This window comes from Luteimonas sp. BLCC-B24 (assembly GCF_028550595.1).
Classification (GTDB): Bacteria; Pseudomonadota; Gammaproteobacteria; order Xanthomonadales; family Xanthomonadaceae; genus Luteimonas.
On record NZ_JAQQGN010000002.1, the window covers coordinates 721,558 to 738,490 of the forward strand.

Here is a 16,933-nt window from a genome sequence, read left to right on the forward strand (position 1 = left end):
GCCTCCGGGCATGAACCGCCGGTCCGAACAGGTGGCCCCGGTCCCCCGATATCCGGATAATGCCGAAAAGCCGGACGGGCCGACTCTCAGCAGAGCGAACCGCCGGCTTTTTCCGTGTCCGGGCCCGGCGCGGCGGCCGTTCCCCGATGGAGCGGGCCGCAGCAATCCGCCAGGCCCGCCGCGGTCCCTGTCTGCGGCCCCGATGGCCGCAATGCGAAACCAGGAGTCATCAAGATGGGTCAGTCAGTCGTCGTAATCGGCGCCCAGTGGGGCGATGAGGGCAAGGGCAAGATCGTCGACCTGCTCACGCAGGACATCGGCGCCGTCGTGCGCTTCCAGGGCGGTCACAACGCCGGCCACACGCTGGTGATCGGCGGCAAGAAGACCGTTCTCCACCTCATTCCCTCCGGCATCCTGCGCGACGACGCGCTGTGCCTGATCGGCAACGGCGTGGTGCTGAGTCCGGCGGCGCTGATCAAGGAAATCGGCGAGCTCGAAGCCGCGGGTGTCGAGGTGCGTTCGCGCCTGAAGATCAGCCCGGCCACGCCGCTGATCATGCCCTACCACATCGCGCTCGATCAGGCGCGCGAGAAGGCGGCCGGCGGCAAGGCCATCGGCACCACCGGCCGCGGCATCGGCCCGGCGTACGAGGACAAGGTGGCGCGCCGCGGCATCCGCGTGGCCGACCTGCATTACCCCAAGCAGCTCGAAGACCTGCTGCGCACCGCGCTCGACTACCACAACTTCGTGCTGACCAAGTACCTCGGCGTCGACGCCGTGGACTTCCAGAAGACCTACGACGAGGCACTGGCCTTCGGCGAGTACGTCGAGCCGATGAAGTCGGACGTCGCCGGCATCCTTCACGACCTGCGCAAGCAGGGCAAGCGCGTGCTGTTCGAGGGCGCGCAGGGTGCGCTGCTCGACATCGACCATGGCACCTATCCCTACGTCACCAGCTCCAACACCACCGTCGGCGGCGCCCTGGCCGGCACCGGCGTCGGCGCCGACGCGATCGACTACGTGCTCGGCATCGCCAAGGCCTACGCCACGCGCGTGGGCGGCGGCCCGTTCCCGACCGAACTCGACGACGAGATCGGCCAGGGCATCCGCGACCGCGGCCAGGAATACGGCGCATCGACCGGCCGCCCGCGTCGCTGTGGCTGGATGGACATCGTCGCGCTCAAGCGCGCCGTCGCCATCAACGGCATTTCCGGCCTGTGCATCACCAAGCTCGACGTGCTCGACGGCATGGAGAAGCTGAAGATCTGCATCGCCTACGAGTACCGCGGCAAGCGCACCGAGTACGCACCGCTCGATGCGGCGGGCTGGGACGAGTGCACGCCGGTCTATCTCGAGTTCCCGGGCTGGAGCGAGAACACTCACGGCATCACCGAGTGGGACAAGTTGCCGCCGGCGGCACGTGCCTACCTGCGCGCGCTCGAGGAACTGGCCGGCTGCCCGATCAGCATCGTCAGCACCGGTCCCGACCGTGCGCACACGATGGTGCTGCAGGATCCCTTCGCTTGACCGAGGCGTCGGCCAGTTCGGACACGACCCCGCGCATGCGGGGGCGTGCCTGATGGAACCGCTGAAGTATCTCGGCGGTTATCCACCGCAGGTGCAGCGCACGTGCGCGCGCTGATCGCGCAGGACCGCCTCGGCGCGTGGCTGGCGTCGAAGTATCCGGAAGCACACGCGGTGCGCAACGACGGCCAGCTCTATGCCTATGTGCAGGCGCTCAAGGAGCGCCACATGCGCAAGGCGCCGCCTCTGGGAAAGGTGCTCTTCGACGGCAGACTGCAGGTGGTCAAGCACGCGCTCGGGACCCACACCACCGTCTCCCGCGTGCAGGGTGGCCGGCTGAAGGCGAGTCGCGAAATCCGCATTGCCAGCCTGTTCCGCGACGCGCCTGCGCCGTTTCTGAGGATGATCGCGGTCCATGAACTCGCGCATATGAAGGAGGCCGAGCACGACAAGGCCTTCTACCAGCTGTGCACGCACATGGAGCCCGACTACCACCAGCTGGAGTTCGATACGCGCCTGTATCTCACGCAGCTGGACGCCACGCAGCGCGCCTGTTCGCGGCGCGCCGATGCGCTTCAACCGTCAGCCCGGGACACCATGCAATGACGATCGACCTCGACACACTCGACCTGCGTCAGCTGGACCGGCTGGTGCGCGCGGCCGAGCGGCGGCTGCAGGTGCTGGCCAACCGGCGTCCCCCAGCCGTGGTGCGCCAGGCGCTGATCGACCTGGCGGCGTCCTACGGCTACAGCATCGACGCGGTGTTCGGCCCGGAGGCGGCCCCGGCCACGGGCCGCAAGCCGGCGAGAAAGCGCGCACGGGTGAAGGTCGCGCCGAAGTACCGGGACCCGGACAACCGGCGCAACACCTGGTCGGGACGGGGACGCATGCCGCGCTGGCTGGCCGAGCGGGTCAGGCGCGGGCACAGCGCGGCGGATTTCCTGATTCCCGGCCTCGCGAGGCCCACCGCCAGAACGGACGCGATCGGACAGAGATCGGTCTACAAGCCGGGTTGACGCCGGTGCGATGACGCCTGGAGCCCGACGCTCCGTGCGGCCGGCGCGGTCGCGGCGGCCTTGTGCCGCGAATAGTGGCGGCGCAGTCGAAGTGACCCGGCCTGCAGCGGATCAGGCGCGGCCGCGCAGATGGATGGCCCAGTAGGCCAGGCCGAGTCCGCCGCCGCCGATGATGTTGCCGAGCGTCGACCACAGCAGGTTCATGCCGGCGGCGCTCCACGACAGGCCCGTCGGAAGATCGGCCCCCGTGGCCGCCTGCGCCAGCAGCCCGAGCGGCAGCAGCGACATGTTGGCGATCGAATGCTCCAGGCCCAGCGCGACGAAGGCGGCCACCGGAGGCACGATGACGGCCACCTTGTCGACGGCGGATTTCGCGCCGGCGGCCATCCAGACCGCCAGACAGACCAGCAGATTGGCCAGAATGCCGCTGGCGACGATGCGCGCGGCGGGCTTCGAGGTTTTCTCGGCGGCGATCTCCACGGCGGACGCAGCGAACGCGCCGTCCCCCGCCAGATGCAGGCCGGCGCCGATGGCGAGCAGCGCCAGGAGCAGCGCACCGGCGAGGTTGGCGCACCAGACCAGGCCCCAGGCGCGCAACAGCTGGGTGGGCCCGAGCCGGCGCTGGGCCAGCGGCACGGTCATCAGGGTATTGCCGGTGAACAGTTCCGCGCCGGCCAGCAGCACCAGGATCAACCCCAATGCGAAACCCAGGCCCGCGGCGATCTGGGCCAGACCATAGGGAAGGGCGTCTGCACCGGCGCCGATCAGCACGGCGACCAGGCTGCCGAAACCGATGTAGGCGCCGGCCAGCGCGCCGAGAGCCAGCATCCGGCCCGCGGGCAGAGCCGCCTTGTCGACGCAGGTGTCGGCGATCGCACGCGCGATGGCGTCGGGCGGGGCGATGTCGGGCGAGGCGTCGGCCATGGGGCGCATCCGTTCGTCGGAGCATCCAGCTATACCGGGCCGGCGGTGAAGCGGGCGGCCACGGCCCCCGCGCGACGCCGCGCGTGCCTGTCCCGGATCAACCCGCGGCGGCGCGGGCATCGGCCGCGGGCGGGGCGCCGAACATGCGGCCGTACTCGCGGGTGAACTGCGGCACGCTGGCGTACCCCACGGCGTAGGCAGCGCTGCTGGCCGCCATGCCCTGGGACTGCATCAACCGGCGTGCTTCGATCAGGCGCAGATGCTTCTGGAACTGCAGCGGCGACAGGGAGGTGATCGCCTTGAAATGGCGGTGGAAGGCCGACGCGCTCATGCCGGCTTCGCTGGCGAGGGCATCGACCGGAAGCGGCTGGCTGAAGTCCCGGCGCAGGCGCTTCACCGCGCGCGCGATACGGGGCACGTGGCCCTCCGGCCAGCCGAGCTGGCGGATGGCCTGGCCGTGGCGGCCGGCGAGCAGCCAGTAGTGCAGTTCGCGGACGCGCTGGGCCTGCAGGACGGGCAGGGCATCGGGCTGCTCGAGCAGCTGCAGCAGCCGCAGCGCGGCGTCGGCGACCTCGGGTTCAGTGGGGTGCACGCGCACCGGGCGCGGGTCGTCGTCCGGTGGCGGTCCCATCTCTGCGACCAGATCGGCGATGACGGCCGGGTCGAGTTCCAGCACCAGCGAGTAGTAGGGCGCCGCGGCGCTGGCGGAGGTGATCTGGCTGACCGTCGGCACGTCGGCGGTGATCAGCAGCGAGTGCCCGGCGGTGAACTCGAAGGCGCGGGTGCCGAAGGTGACGCGCTTGCCGCCCTGCTGCACCAGGCACACCAGCGGTCGCTGCACGTCGTGCATCAAGGCACTGGGCGCGAGCGCACGCACGGCCATCAGTCCGGGGATGGAGGAGGCCGCGAGGCCGTCGGCGCCGGCGTAGGCGTCGGCATAGTGGCGCACAGCTTCGAGCAAGGTCGACATGCGCGGATCGTAGCGCCGGGGCGACGGGGCGCGCACGCCGGTGGCAGGAATGCGCAAGTCCCGCGGAGGTTCCGGCAACCCGGGGCCGGGGGCCGCGGGCACGCTGTGCAACGTTCCTCGCAACCTTCCTACGGAGACTCCAATGAGCACGATCGCACTCGTGACCGGCGCCAGCCGCGGCCTCGGCCGCAACACCGCGCTCGCCATCGCCCACGGCGGCGGCGACGTGGTGGTGACCTACCGCGGCAGCGCCGACGAGGCGCAGGCGGTGGTCGCGGACATCGAGGCCCTGGGCCGCAGGGCGGTGGCACTGCAGCTCGACACCGGCGAGGTCGACGCGTTTCCCGCCTTCGTGACGCGCCTGCGCAGCACGCTGCGTGACACCTGGCAGCGCGAGACCTTCGACCATCTCGTCAACAACGCCGGCCATGGCGAGACCGCGCCGATCGCCGAGACCACGGTGGCGCAGTTCGACCGGCTGGTGGACGTGCACTTCAAGGGCGTGTTCTTCCTCACCCAGGCGTTGCTGCCGCTGATCGCCGACGGTGGGCGCATCGTCAACATCTCCACCGGACTCACCCGCTTCGCCTATCCCGGCTACGCAGCCTATGCGGCGGCGAAGGCCGCGGTGGAGACGCTGAGCGTCTACATGGCCAAGGAATTCGGTGCCCGCGGCATCGCGGTGAACACGGTGGCGCCGGGTGCGATCGAAACCGACTTCGGCGGCGGCGTCGTGCGCGACAACGCCGAGGTCAACGCGCATCTGGCCGGCATCACGGCGCTGGGCCGCGTGGGCGTGGCGGACGATATCGGCCCGATGATCGCGGCCTTGCTCGGCGAAGCGAACCGTTGGGTCAACGCGCAGCGGATCGAAGTGTCGGGCGGGCAGGCCATCTGAGTGACGCGATCCGGTGGCCGCGCTGGCGATGGCCGGGTGCGGCCACCGGAACCGGGGCGCACCCGGCACGCATTCACCGGGTCTTGCGCCCCGATCGTCGATGGTGCCGCTCGCACCGTGCGGCTCGCACGACCGCCCCTTCGACGAGACCTCCGATGGACACACTTCCCGCTGTCGCAGCGCCGGTGCACCGGCCGCTGCACCCCGTGCATCTGCTGCTGGTCAGCAGTGCGTTTCCGCTGTTTCTGGGCGCGCTGATCGCCGATATCGCCTACGCACGCAGCTACGAGATCCAGTGGACCAACTTCGCGTCCTGGTTGCTGGTGGGCGCGCTGGTGTTCGCGGTGCCGGCCGTCATCTGGGCGCTGGTCTCGCTGTTCGCGCCGGGTGCGCGCACGCGGACGCGCCTGATGTACGTGGGTCTGCTGGCACTGACCTGCGTGCTCGGCGTGCTCAACTCGCTGATCCACGCGATGGACGCCTGGCAGAAGATGCCCCAGGCCCTGGTGTGGTCGGTGCTGTGCGTGCTGTCGATCGGCGCGACGCTGTGGTTCGCGCTCGGCGGCACACGGCGTCGCCGGGAGGTGCTGCCGTGAACCGTCTCCCCGGGCGTTCGACCGCGCGGCTCACCCGCGCCCTGACCGCGGCGCTGGCACTGGCCCTCGCCGCATGTGGCGGCACGCCGGACGAGACCTACGTCGGTCCGTCGCCGGATCTGCCCAAGCCGCAGCGCGGCTTGTTCCCGACGCTGAAGATCTCGCTGCCCACCGAATGGGGCGACGAGCTGCCGACGGTGCCGGCGGGCTACGAGATCACGCCGATCGCCGACAACCTGCTCATTCCGAGGCAGATGCTGGTGCTGCCCAATGGCGACATCCTGGTCGCCGAAGGCCGCGGCGGACGCGCGCCGAAACTCACGCCGAAGGACATCATCGCCGGCGTCATCAAGGCCCGCGGCAATACCCAGGTGGAAAGCGGCAACCGGCTCACGCTGTTGCGCGACGGGGACGGCGACGGCAACTACGAGGGCCGCTCGGTGTTCGCCGAAAATCTCGACGCCCCGTACGGCCTGGCGTTCGGCAACGGCTCGATCTATGTCGCCACGCAGGACGCGCTGCTGCGCTTCGACTACACCGAAGGGGCGGTCAATGCGGCCGGCCCGCCGCAGGAGATCACCCGGCTGCCGGCCGCCGTGAACCACCACTGGACCAAGGCGCTCACCATCAGCGCCGACGGCCGCTACCTGTTCGTCGGCATCGGCTCCGACAGCAACATCACCGAGCGCGGCCTCGCCGTGGAAGAGAACCGCGCCATGGTGTGGCAGGTGGATGCGCAGACCGGCTTCCATCGCGTGTTCGCCACCGGCCTGCGCAACCCGACCGCGCTGGCGATGCAACCGGGCATGGATCAGCTGTGGGCGGTGGTAAACGAGCGCGACGAGATCGGCGACGAGCTCGTCCCCGACTACCTCACCAGCGTGCGACCGGGCGGATTCTACGGCTGGCCCTACAGCTACTGGGGCAACCATGTCGATGATCGCGTGCGCCCGCAGAGGCCGGAAAAGGTGGCCGCCGCGATCACGCCGGACTATGCGCTCGGCTCGCACGTCGCCGCGCTGGGCCTCGCGTTCTCGACGCCGGCACTGGGTGCGCAGTTCGCCAACGGCGTGTTCGTGGGCCAGCACGGCAGCTGGAACCGTTCGCCGCCGTCGGGCTACAAGGTCACCTTCGTGCCGTTCCGCGACGGCCGCCCCTCGGGCGAGGCGATCGACTTCGCCACCGGGTTCCTCGGGCCGGACGGCAAGGCGCGTGGACGTCCGGTCGGCGTCACCGTCGATCCGCGCGGCGCCCTGCTGGTGGCCGACGATCTCGCGAACACGATCTGGCGGATCACCCCGACGGGGGGCGCGCCGGGCCTGCCGGCGTCCCCGGCCGCGGAGCCCGCGGCCACCGATCCCGCAGCGGCCGGTGCAACGCTGCCGGCCGGTTGAACCCGGCGGCGGGACACGAACGAGGGCCCGGACGGGCCCTTCGTTCTGCATGGCCTCCGGATGCGCAGGGGCCGGTCGATCGGCGCGAAGCGGGCGGGGGCACGCGTCGCGTCAGACGCCGGGCGTAGCCGGACGCGCACCCGCGCCGGGCGCCGCGACCGCCGGCGGCCCCACTCAGTGCGCGGCGTTTTCCGGCAACTTCGCCACCGCCTTGATCTCGAAATCGAAGCCGGCCAGCCAGGTCACGCCGACGACGGTGGCGGCAGGAAAGGGCGCCTGACCCCAGTATTCCGGCACGATGGCCCAGGCGCGCTCGAAGCGGCTTGCCGGATCGACCACGTAGAACGTCACGTCCACCACGTCGTCGAAGCGGGCGCCGGCGGCGGCGAGCACGGCGTTGAGATTGTCGAACGCGCGTCGAACCTGCTGCTCGAAGTCCGGCTCGGGCGAGCCGTCCTCACGCGCGCCCACCTGGCCCGAGACGAACAGGAAGCCGTCGGAGCGGATCGCCGGCGAGTAGCGGTGCATCGCGTAGAGCGCGTGGGGGTGGGTGGGGAACACGGCGTCGCGTGTCGGCATGGCGTCTCCTCTGGGCTGTGCCCGGTAACCTGCGATGCGGCCAGTCTGCCGGCCTGCTCGCGGGGGATAAACACGCGATGCCCGACAGCACTGTTCGTAGAATCCGCACAATTTCCGCGCTGGATGCCCGATGGACCGTTTCGATGCGATGCAGGCCTTCGTGCGTGTGGTGGAGGCCGGCAGCTTCACCAAGGCGGCCGAAACCCTGCGCACGAGCCGCAGCACGGTGAGCCAGCTGATCGGGCAGCTGGAGGCGCATCTGCGGGTCAAGCTGCTCCACCGCACCACACGGCAGGTCGCCGTGACCGCCGACGGCGCGGCCTATTACGAGCGCGTCGTGCGCCTGCTGGGCGATCTGGACGATGCCGAGACCAGTCTGTCGAGCGCCGCGGCCGCGCCGCGTGGCCGTCTGCGCGTCGACGTGCCGAGCCCCTTCGCGCGCACCCTGCTCGTACCCGCGCTGCCGGAATTCCATGCGCGCTACCCGGACATCCAGCTCGATCTCGGAGTCAGCGACCGGCGCGTCGATCTGATCGGCGAGAACGTCGACTGCGTGGTGCGGGGCGGCACGATCACCGACCCGTCGCTCGTCGCGCGGCACGCCGGGGACCTGCAGCTCGGCGTCTACGCGGCGCCGACGTATCTGCACCGCATGGGCGAGCCCTCGCAGCCGCAGGCCCTCGAGGACGGGCACCATCGCATCGTCGGTTTCCTGTGGGCGCGCACCGGCAAGCCGCTGCCGTATGCGATGCAGCGTGGCGAGACGTCCGTGCTGGTCCACGGACGCTACGTCGTGGCGCTGGACGACGGCAATGCGTATCTGGCCGCCGGCCTCGCGGGCCTCGGGGTGATCTGGCTTCCGGCCTACATGGCCGACGCGCACGTGGCGAGCGGCGATCTCGTCGCGCTGTTCGAGGACTGGCGCATGGCGCCGATGCCCATGTACGTCGCGTTTCCGGCCAACCGCCACGTCAGCGCCAAGCTGCGCGCATTCGTCGACTGGGTGGTCGAGCTGATGGACCGGCACATGCCGGCGACCACGCGACCGCCCGTCTGAGCCGGGCGGCACGCCGGGAGGCGACGGCGCTGCATCGAGGTCCCGGTGCGAGGCCGTGCGCCGCGGCGCCAGCACCGCGGGCCGTTCCCGTACGAGGGCACCGACGTCGCGGCCGGTCGTAACCGTCAGGCGAGCCCCGGCAGGCCCCCGATGAGCTTTTCCAGCGTGATCGGGTAGTCACGGACGCGCACGCCGGTCGCGTTGTAGATGGCGTTGGCGACCGCGGCGGGCACGCCGCACAGGCCGAGCTCGCCGACGCCCTTGGCCTTCATCGGTGAACTGTCGGGATCGGCCTCGTCCAGGAACACGACGTCCTGCTCGGGGATGTCGGCATGCACGGGCACCTCGTAGCCGGCGAGGTCGTGGTTGACGAAGAAGCCCATCGTCTCGTCGACCACCAGCTCTTCGCTCAACGCGGCGCCGACGCCCATCGTCATCGCCCCGATCATCTGGCTGCGTGCCTGTTTCGGATTGAGGATGCGGCCCGCGGCGGCCACCGACAGCATGCGGCGCACGCGGGTCTCGCCGGTGTGCATGTCGACGCCGACCTCGACGAAGTGCGCGGCGAAGGTGCTGAGCTGCTTCTGCTTGTCGAGATCGCCGAACTCGATCGCGTCCTCGACCACCAGCTGGCCGTCGCCGGCCGCGTCGGCCAGCGGAAAGCTGCGTCCGCCCGCGCGCACCTGGCCGTCCACGAATTCGGCCGTGGCCGGGTCCAGTTCGAGACGCGTGGCCACCACCTCGCGCAGCTTCATGCAGGCCGCGTAGACACCCGCGGTCGCGCTGTTGGCGCCCCATTGGCCGCCCGAGCCGGCGGAGGCCGGAAATGCGGAATCACCGAGTTTCACGTCGATCGCCTCGATCGGCAGGCCCAGGGTCTCGGCCGCGGTCTGCGCGATGATGGTGTAGCTGCCGGTGCCGATGTCGGTCATGTCGGTTTCGATGGTGACGCGGCCATCGCCGTCGAGCCGCGCACGCGCGCCGGACTTCATCACCGGCGCATTCCGGAAGCCTGCGGCCATGCCCATGCCGACCAGCCAGCGGCCGTCGCGCACGGCGCCGGTGGGCTGGCGTTGGCTCCAGCCGAATTTCTCGGCGCCCTGGCGCAGGCACTCGACGAACTGCCGCTGCGAGAACGGACGTTCGGGATTTTCCGGATCCACCTGGGTGTCGTTGCGGATGCGGAACTCGACCGGATCCATGCCGAGTTTCTCGGCCATTTCGTCCATGGCGATTTCCAGCGCCATCATCCCCGGCGTTTCGCCCGGCGCGCGCATGGCATTGCCCTCGGGAAGATCGAGCGTGGCCAGACGCATCCTGGTCATGCGGTGCTCGCCGGCGTAGAGCAGACGCGTCTGTTGCACGGCGACCTCGGGCCCGCCGCCTTCCAGGTCGCCGGACCAGCTTTCATGGCCGATCGCGGTGATCGTGCCGTCGCGGCGCGCCCCGATGCGGATGCGTTGTTCGGTGGCCGGACGGTGGGTGGTGTTGTTGGCGATCAGCGGGCGGTGCAGCGCCACCTTGACCGGGCGTTTGGCCGCCTTCGCGCCGAGCGCGGCGAGCACGGCGTCGGCGCGCACGAAGAGCTTTCCGCCGAACCCGCCGCCGATGTACGGTGAGACCAGGCGCACCTTGTCGGCGGGAATGCCGAGCGTGCGCGCGACATCGCCCTTGCCCCAGGCGATCATCTGGTTCGAGGTCCAGATCGTCACCTGGTCGCCTTCCCAGGCAGCGAGCGAGGCCATCGGCTCCATCATCGCGTGCGACTGGTCGGGCGTGGTGTAGGTGGCATCCAGTGTGACCTCGGCCGCGGCGAACGCGCTGTCGAAGTCGCCGACGGCCGAATCGGCCGGCGTGTCGCCACCCTGCGGCTTGATCGCATTGTCCTTCTCGCGCGACAGCGAGAAGCGCCCGCGCTCGCGGCGGTAGTCCACCCGCACCAGTGCGGCCGCGGCGCGCGCCTGTTCGAAGGTCTCGGCGACCACCAGCGCGATGGCCTGGTGATAGTGCTGGATCTGCGGTCCGCCGAGCAGGGTGGCGGTATTCATGCGGCCCTTGCCGAGCTTGCCGGCGTTCTGCGCGGTCACGACCGCCAGAACACCCGGGGCACGTTCGGCCGCCGAGATGTCGATGGACGCGATCCGGCCCTTGGCGATGCCGGCGCCGACGACGTGCCCATAAGCCGCGCGCCCGGTGACGTCGTGCCACTCGTAGGCGTAATGCGCGGTGCCGGTCACCTTGTACTTGCCGTCGATGCGGTCGATCGGCTGGCCCACGACGCGCATGCGGTCGATCGGGTTCTGGCCTGCAGGCGTGTCGAATTTCATGAGCGGGCCTCCTGGGCGTCGGCGAGCGCCGCGGCGATGGTCCGCTCGGCGAGGGCCAGCTTGAACCGGTTGTCGTCGGTGGGCGTGGCGCCCTCGAACAGGCGCGCCGCGACGGCGCTGGCGCCGCGCGGAAGTTCCGCGTCCGCCGCGGGGCTGCGCCACGGCATGTGTGCGACCCCGCCGACGGCCACGCGGCCACTGCCGTCGCTGTGGACGACCAGTGCGACCGACACCAGCGCAAACGCGTACGACGCGCGATCGCGCACCTTGCGGTAGACGTGACGGCCGCCCGGGGGCGGAGGCAGCACGACGGCGGTGATCAGCTCGCCCGGTTGCAGGACGGTCTCGCGCTGCGGCGTGGTGCCCGGCGGCAGATAGAAGGCGTCGAGCGCGATGCGCCGGGTGTCACCATCCGCGCCGACGGTCTCGACCACGGCGTCGAGCACGCGCATGGCGACGGCCATGTCGCCCGGATGGGTGGCGATGCATTGCGGGCTGCCGCCGATCACCGCGAGCTGCCGGCTGTAGCCATCGAGCGCGCCACAGCCGCTGCCGGGCAGGCGTTTGTTGCAGGCCTGGTCGGTATCGTAGAAATACGGGCAACGGGTCCGTTGCAGCAGGTTGCCGGCCGTCGTGGCCTGGTTGCGCAACTGGCCGGATGCGCCGGCGAGCAGCGCGCGCGACAGCACCGCGTAATCGCGGCGCACGCGGGCGTCGGCGGCGAGATCGGTATTGCGCACCAGCGCGCCGATGCGCAACCCGCCGTCGTCGGTGGGCATGATGGTGTCCAGGCCCAGGCCGTTGACGTCGATCAGATGCGCCGGCGTCTCGATCTCGAGCTTCATCAGGTCGAGCAGATTGGTACCGCCGGCGATGAACTTCGCGCCCGGCGTGCGGGCCGCGGCGGACGCGGCGGCGGCGGGCGTCTCGGCGCGTTCGAAACCGAAGGCCTTCATGCGCCGGCCCTCCGGCTGCGCGCTCCACCGACGTCCTCGATCGCATCGAGGATGTTGGCGTAGGCGCCGCAACGGCACAGGTTGCCGCTCATGCGCTCGCGGATCTCGTCGCTGCTGAGTTCGGGGCGGGCGGTGAGATCGGCCGTGACGTGGCTGGGGATGCCGGCCCGCACTTCGTCGAGCACGGCGACCGCCGAGCAGATCTGGCCGGGCGTGCAATAGCCGCACTGGTAGCCGTCGTGCTTCACGAACGCGGCCTGCATCGGATGCAGGGTCTCCGGAGTGCCGAGGCCTTCGATCGTCGTGACCTTGGCGCCAGCCTGCATCACCGCCAGAGTGAGGCAGGCGTTCACGCGGCGGCCGTCGACGATCACCGTGCAGGCACCGCACTGGCCGTGATCGCACCCCTTCTTGGTGCCGGTCAGCTGCAGATCCTCGCGCAGCAGATCGAGCAGGGTGGTGCGGGTGTCGACCTCGCGCTCCACGCGCGTGCCGTTGACTTCCATCGAGACGCGGCGGGTGACGGGCGCGCGGGCGGCATCGGGGGCACCTGCGACGGCCGCGACCGCGCCCTGCGCGAACGCGGGCGCCGCGACGGAACCGGCGGTGGCCGCGCCTGCCTTGAGCAGTTCGCGGCGTGTGAGTGGCGGCATGGGAAGTCCTCTGGGCTGGCGTCTGGGGCTGGCGACGGGGACGCGACGGCGCAACGCACCGGGCTGCGCGAGCATGCGCGCCCGCATGTTGTGGTCGGGTCAATACGTCGGGCGGGACAGGGTGCCGGCTCGACGCGCGCGCGCGCGTGCACGTGCGATCCGGCGGGCGAGGGGACGCGCGGTGAGTGTGTGAATGCGCACCGGGCGTCACCGTGTCAACGCGAGACCGGCGGACCGTCACGACCGGGCGTCCAGTGTCCGCCGACGGAAGCAACCCGGCCGCCCCGTGCACGCGAAACGCGCGGGGGACGGCCTAGAGCGGGGCGCGCTCGCGGCCGCCGGCGGTGTCGCGGCTGAGCGCGTGGGCGCCGCGCAACAGCATGCGGATCATCTGCGCGAGTTCGTCGACGAGCGCCTCGTCACGCTCGGGCGGCGAGTCCAGCGCGGTGCCGCCGAGGGCGAACACGAGGCGGGTGATCGCGCGCGACACCAGTTCCGGCCGGTGGAAGGCCAGCCCCTGGGCAGCGGCGATGCGGATCAGGTCCGCGCGCAACTCGTCCTCGAAGAAATGCAGCTGACGGTCGACCGCGCGCTTGAACGCGTCCGAGCCCACCGTGCCCTCGCGCAACAGCACGTGCAGCAGCTTGTCGTCGGCCCGCAGCCGCTCCATGAACGCCTCCAGCGAGCCGCGCACGATGCTGCGGCCGGACACCGCGCGCCGGCGGGCATCGCCGATGATGCCGCGCAGCGATTCGCCGGCGACATCGATCAAGGCGACGGCCAGTTCGTCCATGTCGTGGAACTGGCGATAGAAGCTGTTCGGCGCGATGCCGGCCTCGCGCGCGACCTCGCGCAGGCTCAACGTCGAGACGCTGCGATGCGGGCCGAGCAGGCGCATGGCCGCGGCGATCAGGTCCTCGCGCACGATGGATGGCTTGCGGCCGGGGCCGTCGGAGACGGTGCTGACATCGTCGCTGGCGGGCGCAGGGCTGCGGACGGACACAGGCGGAAATCGCGGCGACGGTGGGCAAGCATACCAGCGCGGGGCCGCGGGTCCGGACGCGGCGGCGCGGTCACCGGTCCGCTGTCCGTCGTACGAGACCCGCGCCTGAATCGCAAGGATGCTGCATTGCGGAATTAATGCACACGTGTATACACAGGCGTGCGGATGCCTGTACAGTGACGTACATGTCAGCCGTCACGCCCGTTCCTACCCGTCCGCGCAGCCGCCTGCGCCGGCTCGCCGCGCCCTTCGTCGCACCGCCCGTGTTCGATTTCTGGGCGCAGCGGCTGCATCCCACGTGGACGTGGGAACGGCCGCTGGCGCGGATCGTCGGCCACGCACCGGCCGCCGCCGGCGCGGTCACCCTGACCCTGACGCCGAACCGTCACTGGGCGGGCGCGCGGCCAGGCCAGCACGTCAACCTCGGCGCCGACATCGACGGCGTACGCGTGACCCGCAGCTACAGCCTCGACGCACCGGTGGCCGCCGACGGGCGCATCACGATCACGGTCAAGGGCATCGAGGGTGGCCGCATGAGCCGGCACCTGCTGGATCCGGCCCGCATCGGCGACGTGCTCGACATCGGTCCGGGCTTCGGTGACATGACGCTCGATCCTGCGGCAGCGGGCGTGCCGCGCCTGCTGCTTGCGGGCGGCAGCGGCATCACGCCGCTGATGGCGCTGGTGCGCCAGTTGGCGGGGCAGGGCATGCCGGCGCCGGTGACGCTGCTGTACTGGGCGCGCACGCGTGCCGAGTTCTGCTTCGCCGACGAGCTGCGCGCGTTGGCCGCGCGCCAGGCCGGGTTCGACCTGCGCTTCATGCTGACCGGCGAAGCGCCGGCTGCCGACGACGAAGCCGCCGGCCGGATCGAGGCGGAAGCGCTCGCGTCGCTGGTACCGGATCTGGCGGCGCGTCACGTCGATGCCTGCGGCCCCGGCGGGTTCGTCGCCGCCGCCGAAGGCCTGCTCACGGGCCGCGTGGCGGCGTTGCGCAGCGAAGCCTTCACGCCCCCGCCGCGTCCGCCCGCCGACGACACCGGCACGGTCGCGGTACGCCTGCTGCGGAGCGGCCGTGACCTGCAGCTGCCGCGCGGCATCGCCCTGCTCGAGGCGCTGGAAGCGGCAGGTGTGAAGCCGCGTTCGGGCTGCCGCATGGGCATCTGCAACACCTGCGCCTGCGGCAAGTCCGCCGGCACGGCGCGCGATCTGCGCACCGGTGCCGCCAATGGCGAACCCACCCAGGCGCTGAAGCTGTGCATCAACAGCGCGGTGTCCGATCTCGTCCTCGATCTCTGATGTCCGGAATGTCCATGACCCACGCCGCCCCCGCTGCCCGTCGTCTCGGCCCCCAGGAACTCGATGCCTTCGGCGCCGAACTCGACGCGCTGCACACGCGCACGATGGCCCAGGTGGGCAAGGTCGATGCCGATTACATCCGCAAGGTGGTGCGCTGGGTGCGCTACTGCGGCTTCGGCGGCCGCGCGCTGCTGATGGTCGGTGCGATCGGCGGCGCATTCGTGCCGTGGCTGCTGTGGCCGGCCTGCATCGCCGGCGTACTGCTGCTGGCGCTGGCCAAGATCATGGAGAACATGGAAGTCGGCCACAACGTGATCCACGGCCAGTACGACTTCATGGGCGATCCGCAGTTCAACAGCCGCACCTACGAGTGGGACATCGTGGCGACGGCCGACAACTGGCGCCATTCGCACAATTTCCGCCACCACACCTACACCAACGTCCGCGGCATGGACGACGATATCGGCTACGGCCTGCTGCGCATCTTTCCCGAACAGCGCTGGCGCCCGTTCTATCTGCTGCAGCCGTTCATCGCGGTGGTGTTCGCGCTGTATTTCCAGTGGGGCGTGGCGATCCAGGAACTCAAGCTGGGGCGCTGGTTCGCCGGCAAGATGCCCAAGGGGAAGATGCGCCGCGACTTCGCGCCGGTGGGCCGCAAGATGGGCCGCCAGCTGCTGAAGGACTATCTGCTGTTCCCCGCATTGGCCGGTCCGTTCTTCCTGCCGGTGCTGCTGGGCAACCTGGCCGCGAACGGCATCCGCAATCTCTGGACGTACGTGATCATCTTCTGCGGTCACTTCACCGCCGACGCGGAAGTGTTCCCGAAGGAGTCGATCCGCAACGAGTCGCGTGGGCACTGGTACATGCGCCAGCTGCGCGGTTCGTCGAACATCGGCGGCGGCCGGGTGATGGACCTGCTCAGCGGCAATCTGAGCCACCAGATCGAGCACCACTTCTATCCGGACGTGCCGGCACACCGGTATGCGGCCATCGCGGTCGAGGTGCGCGAGATCTGCGCGCGTTACGGCCAGCCCTACAACACCGGCTCGCTGCCGCGGCAGTTCGGCGAGGTGGTGTGGCGGATCCTCCGGCATGCGTTTCCGAGCCGTCCGAAGCGGGCCCGCAACGCGCCGGAGGGCGTGCTGCAGCAGGCGTGAGTGTGGTCCCGGTGTGATACCGGGCCACGTGACGCAGTCGAACGCCCCGCCTCGTGCGGGGCGTTTGCGTTCCGGATATCGAAAAAGTGCGTGGGCGCGGGGGCTGCGCGGTTCGGTGCGAGCGTGCTTGACGAAATGCGAGGTGACGCTTCTTTCGTCGCAGTCGTTTTTGCGGCTGGCGCGCTCGAACCGTGCCTTGCCTTTGCCTTTGCCTTTGCCTTTGCTTTTTCTTTTGCCTTGGCTTTTGCCTTGGCCTTGGTGCTGGAGTTGGCTTTGGCTTTGCTATTGATCTGATCGAGCCGTAAAGCGAGCCGAGTATCGCAGGGCGGCGGGGCCGAAGAGCAGCCCATGTCTGAGCAGCGAGTTTGGGCTGCGTCGCCGTAAAGGTGACAATGTGCCCCGTTGCCCGAGAAGCGCAGGGGCCCCGCCGCGGCTTCATGCGGCGGATCGCGTCCGGCGATGGCGGTTTGACTCGCGCCTCCGGCACTCGCCCTGCGGGCCGGCCTCGCCGTTCGCCAGCGCATCGGCGCTGTCGTGCTTACTTTTGACAAGACAAAAGTAAGCCGCGCGAACAGCGCGGAAGC

At 70.3% G+C, this 16,933-nt stretch carries 16 protein-coding genes and 1 pseudogene; 10 read left to right on the forward strand and 7 right to left on the reverse strand.

What is annotated here, in order from left to right; genetic code table 11:
• Positions 1–234: 234 nt before the first annotated feature.
• The 3 genes and pseudogenes from PQS31_RS07630 (at position 235) to PQS31_RS07640 (ending at position 2,540) form a co-directional block, all read left to right on the forward strand.
• A complete protein-coding gene (locus PQS31_RS07630; RefSeq protein ID WP_272762068.1) occupies positions 235–1,527 on the forward strand; it encodes an adenylosuccinate synthase in 1,293 nt (430 codons plus the stop codon).
• Positions 1,528–1,579: 52 nt separating this feature from the next.
• Positions 1,580–2,130 (forward strand): annotated as a pseudogene (locus PQS31_RS07635) (YgjP-like metallopeptidase domain-containing protein).
• Complete coding sequence (locus PQS31_RS07640) at positions 2,127–2,540, forward strand: H-NS histone family protein (protein WP_272762069.1); 414 nt, start codon at positions 2,127–2,129, stop codon at positions 2,538–2,540. The pseudogene PQS31_RS07635 and the gene PQS31_RS07640 overlap by 4 nt, the downstream one beginning before the upstream one ends.
• A 111-nt stretch (positions 2,541–2,651) precedes the next feature.
• Here the strand turns inward: PQS31_RS07640 and PQS31_RS07645 are convergent, their stop codons facing one another.
• A complete protein-coding gene (locus PQS31_RS07645; protein WP_272762070.1) occupies positions 2,652–3,464 on the reverse strand; it encodes a formate/nitrite transporter family protein in 813 nt (270 codons plus the stop codon).
• Between the two features lie 97 nt (positions 3,465–3,561).
• Positions 3,562–4,434, reverse strand: coding sequence for an AraC family transcriptional regulator (locus tag PQS31_RS07650; RefSeq protein WP_272762071.1), 873 nt, complete (start codon positions 4,432–4,434; stop codon positions 3,562–3,564).
• A gap of 142 nt (positions 4,435–4,576) precedes the next feature.
• On the opposite strand from PQS31_RS07650, the gene PQS31_RS07655 reads away from it, so the two are divergent.
• From PQS31_RS07655 to PQS31_RS07665, 3 genes are all read left to right on the forward strand, one after another.
• Positions 4,577–5,332 carry an SDR family oxidoreductase gene (locus PQS31_RS07655; protein WP_272762072.1) on the forward strand — a complete coding sequence of 252 codons (756 nt, stop codon included), beginning with the start codon at positions 4,577–4,579 and terminating at the stop codon, positions 5,330–5,332.
• Between the two features lie 155 nt (positions 5,333–5,487).
• Positions 5,488–5,928: a DUF2231 domain-containing protein gene (locus PQS31_RS07660; protein WP_272762073.1), complete on the forward strand. Its 441-nt coding sequence runs from the start codon at positions 5,488–5,490 to the stop codon at positions 5,926–5,928.
• Entirely contained in the window at positions 5,925–7,322 is a 1,398-nt protein-coding gene (locus PQS31_RS07665; protein WP_272762074.1) for a sorbosone dehydrogenase family protein, read from the forward strand. Before PQS31_RS07660 ends, PQS31_RS07665 begins: the two co-directional genes overlap by 4 nt.
• Before the next feature lie 174 nt (positions 7,323–7,496).
• Here PQS31_RS07665 and PQS31_RS07670 read toward each other — a convergent pair whose 3' ends face one another.
• Positions 7,497–7,901, reverse strand: a complete 405-nt coding sequence (locus PQS31_RS07670; RefSeq protein ID WP_272762075.1) for a RidA family protein — start codon at positions 7,899–7,901, stop codon at positions 7,497–7,499.
• A gap of 130 nt (positions 7,902–8,031) precedes the next feature.
• Here PQS31_RS07670 and PQS31_RS07675 point away from each other — a divergent pair, with 130 nt between their 5' ends.
• Positions 8,032–8,958, forward strand: coding sequence for a LysR family transcriptional regulator (locus tag PQS31_RS07675; protein WP_272762076.1), 927 nt, complete (start codon positions 8,032–8,034; stop codon positions 8,956–8,958).
• A 125-nt stretch (positions 8,959–9,083) separates the two neighbouring features.
• On the opposite strand, the gene paoC is transcribed toward PQS31_RS07675, so the two are convergent.
• The 4 genes from paoC to fabR all read right to left on the reverse strand — a co-directional run bounded on the left by paoC (position 9,084) and on the right by fabR (position 13,822).
• Positions 9,084–11,285 (reverse strand): aldehyde oxidoreductase molybdenum-binding subunit PaoC, encoded by a 2,202-nt coding sequence (paoC, locus tag PQS31_RS07680; protein ID WP_272762077.1) that lies wholly within the window; start codon positions 11,283–11,285, stop codon positions 9,084–9,086.
• Positions 11,282–12,241 carry a xanthine dehydrogenase family protein subunit M gene (locus tag PQS31_RS07685; protein WP_272762078.1) on the reverse strand — a complete coding sequence of 320 codons (960 nt, stop codon included), beginning with the start codon at positions 12,239–12,241 and terminating at the stop codon, positions 11,282–11,284. The genes paoC and PQS31_RS07685 overlap by 4 nt, the downstream gene beginning before the upstream one ends.
• Positions 12,238–12,894, reverse strand: a complete 657-nt coding sequence (paoA, locus tag PQS31_RS07690) for an aldehyde dehydrogenase iron-sulfur subunit PaoA (protein ID WP_272762079.1) — start codon at positions 12,892–12,894, stop codon at positions 12,238–12,240. Before paoA ends, PQS31_RS07685 begins: the two co-directional genes overlap by 4 nt.
• Before the next feature lie 313 nt (positions 12,895–13,207).
• Complete coding sequence (gene fabR, locus PQS31_RS07695; protein ID WP_272762142.1) at positions 13,208–13,822, reverse strand: HTH-type transcriptional repressor FabR; 615 nt, start codon at positions 13,820–13,822, stop codon at positions 13,208–13,210.
• A 260-nt stretch (positions 13,823–14,082) separates the two neighbouring features.
• Between fabR and PQS31_RS07700 the strand changes: the two genes are divergently transcribed.
• From PQS31_RS07700 to PQS31_RS07710, 3 genes are all read left to right on the forward strand, one after another.
• The gene (locus tag PQS31_RS07700; RefSeq protein WP_272762143.1) at positions 14,083–15,192 is read left to right on the forward strand and encodes an FAD-binding oxidoreductase; all 1,110 of its coding nucleotides are present in this window, start codon (positions 14,083–14,085) and stop codon (positions 15,190–15,192) included.
• A gap of 14 nt (positions 15,193–15,206) precedes the next feature.
• Positions 15,207–16,349 carry an acyl-CoA desaturase gene (locus tag PQS31_RS07705; RefSeq protein ID WP_272762080.1) on the forward strand — a complete coding sequence of 381 codons (1,143 nt, stop codon included), beginning with the start codon at positions 15,207–15,209 and terminating at the stop codon, positions 16,347–16,349.
• A 123-nt stretch (positions 16,350–16,472) separates the two neighbouring features.
• Positions 16,473–16,643, forward strand: coding sequence for a hypothetical protein (locus PQS31_RS07710; RefSeq protein ID WP_272762081.1), 171 nt, complete (start codon positions 16,473–16,475; stop codon positions 16,641–16,643).
• Positions 16,644–16,933 lie beyond the last annotated feature (290 nt).

Excerpts from the sequence above, each read along its gene's own strand:
- PQS31_RS07630 (WP_272762068.1), top strand. The coding sequence starts at position 235 with ATGGGTCAGTCAGTCGTCGTAATCGGCGCCCAGTGGGGCGATGAGGGC.
- PQS31_RS07640 (WP_272762069.1), top strand. The coding sequence starts at position 2,127 with ATGACGATCGACCTCGACACACTCGACCTGCGTCAGCTGGACCGGCTG.
- PQS31_RS07645 (WP_272762070.1), bottom strand. The coding sequence starts at position 3,464 with ATGGCCGACGCCTCGCCCGACATCGCCCCGCCCGACGCCATCGCGCGT.
- PQS31_RS07650 (WP_272762071.1), bottom strand. The coding sequence starts at position 4,434 with ATGTCGACCTTGCTCGAAGCTGTGCGCCACTATGCCGACGCCTACGCC.
- PQS31_RS07655 (WP_272762072.1), top strand. The coding sequence starts at position 4,577 with ATGAGCACGATCGCACTCGTGACCGGCGCCAGCCGCGGCCTCGGCCGC.
- PQS31_RS07660 (WP_272762073.1), top strand. The coding sequence starts at position 5,488 with ATGGACACACTTCCCGCTGTCGCAGCGCCGGTGCACCGGCCGCTGCAC.
- PQS31_RS07670 (WP_272762075.1), bottom strand. The coding sequence starts at position 7,901 with ATGCCGACACGCGACGCCGTGTTCCCCACCCACCCCCACGCGCTCTAC.
- PQS31_RS07675 (WP_272762076.1), top strand. The coding sequence starts at position 8,032 with ATGGACCGTTTCGATGCGATGCAGGCCTTCGTGCGTGTGGTGGAGGCC.
- paoC (WP_272762077.1), bottom strand. The coding sequence starts at position 11,285 with ATGAAATTCGACACGCCTGCAGGCCAGAACCCGATCGACCGCATGCGC.
- PQS31_RS07685 (WP_272762078.1), bottom strand. The coding sequence starts at position 12,241 with ATGAAGGCCTTCGGTTTCGAACGCGCCGAGACGCCCGCCGCCGCCGCG.
- paoA (WP_272762079.1), bottom strand. The coding sequence starts at position 12,894 with ATGCCGCCACTCACACGCCGCGAACTGCTCAAGGCAGGCGCGGCCACC.
- PQS31_RS07700 (WP_272762143.1), top strand. The coding sequence starts at position 14,083 with ATGTCAGCCGTCACGCCCGTTCCTACCCGTCCGCGCAGCCGCCTGCGC.
- PQS31_RS07705 (WP_272762080.1), top strand. The coding sequence starts at position 15,207 with ATGACCCACGCCGCCCCCGCTGCCCGTCGTCTCGGCCCCCAGGAACTC.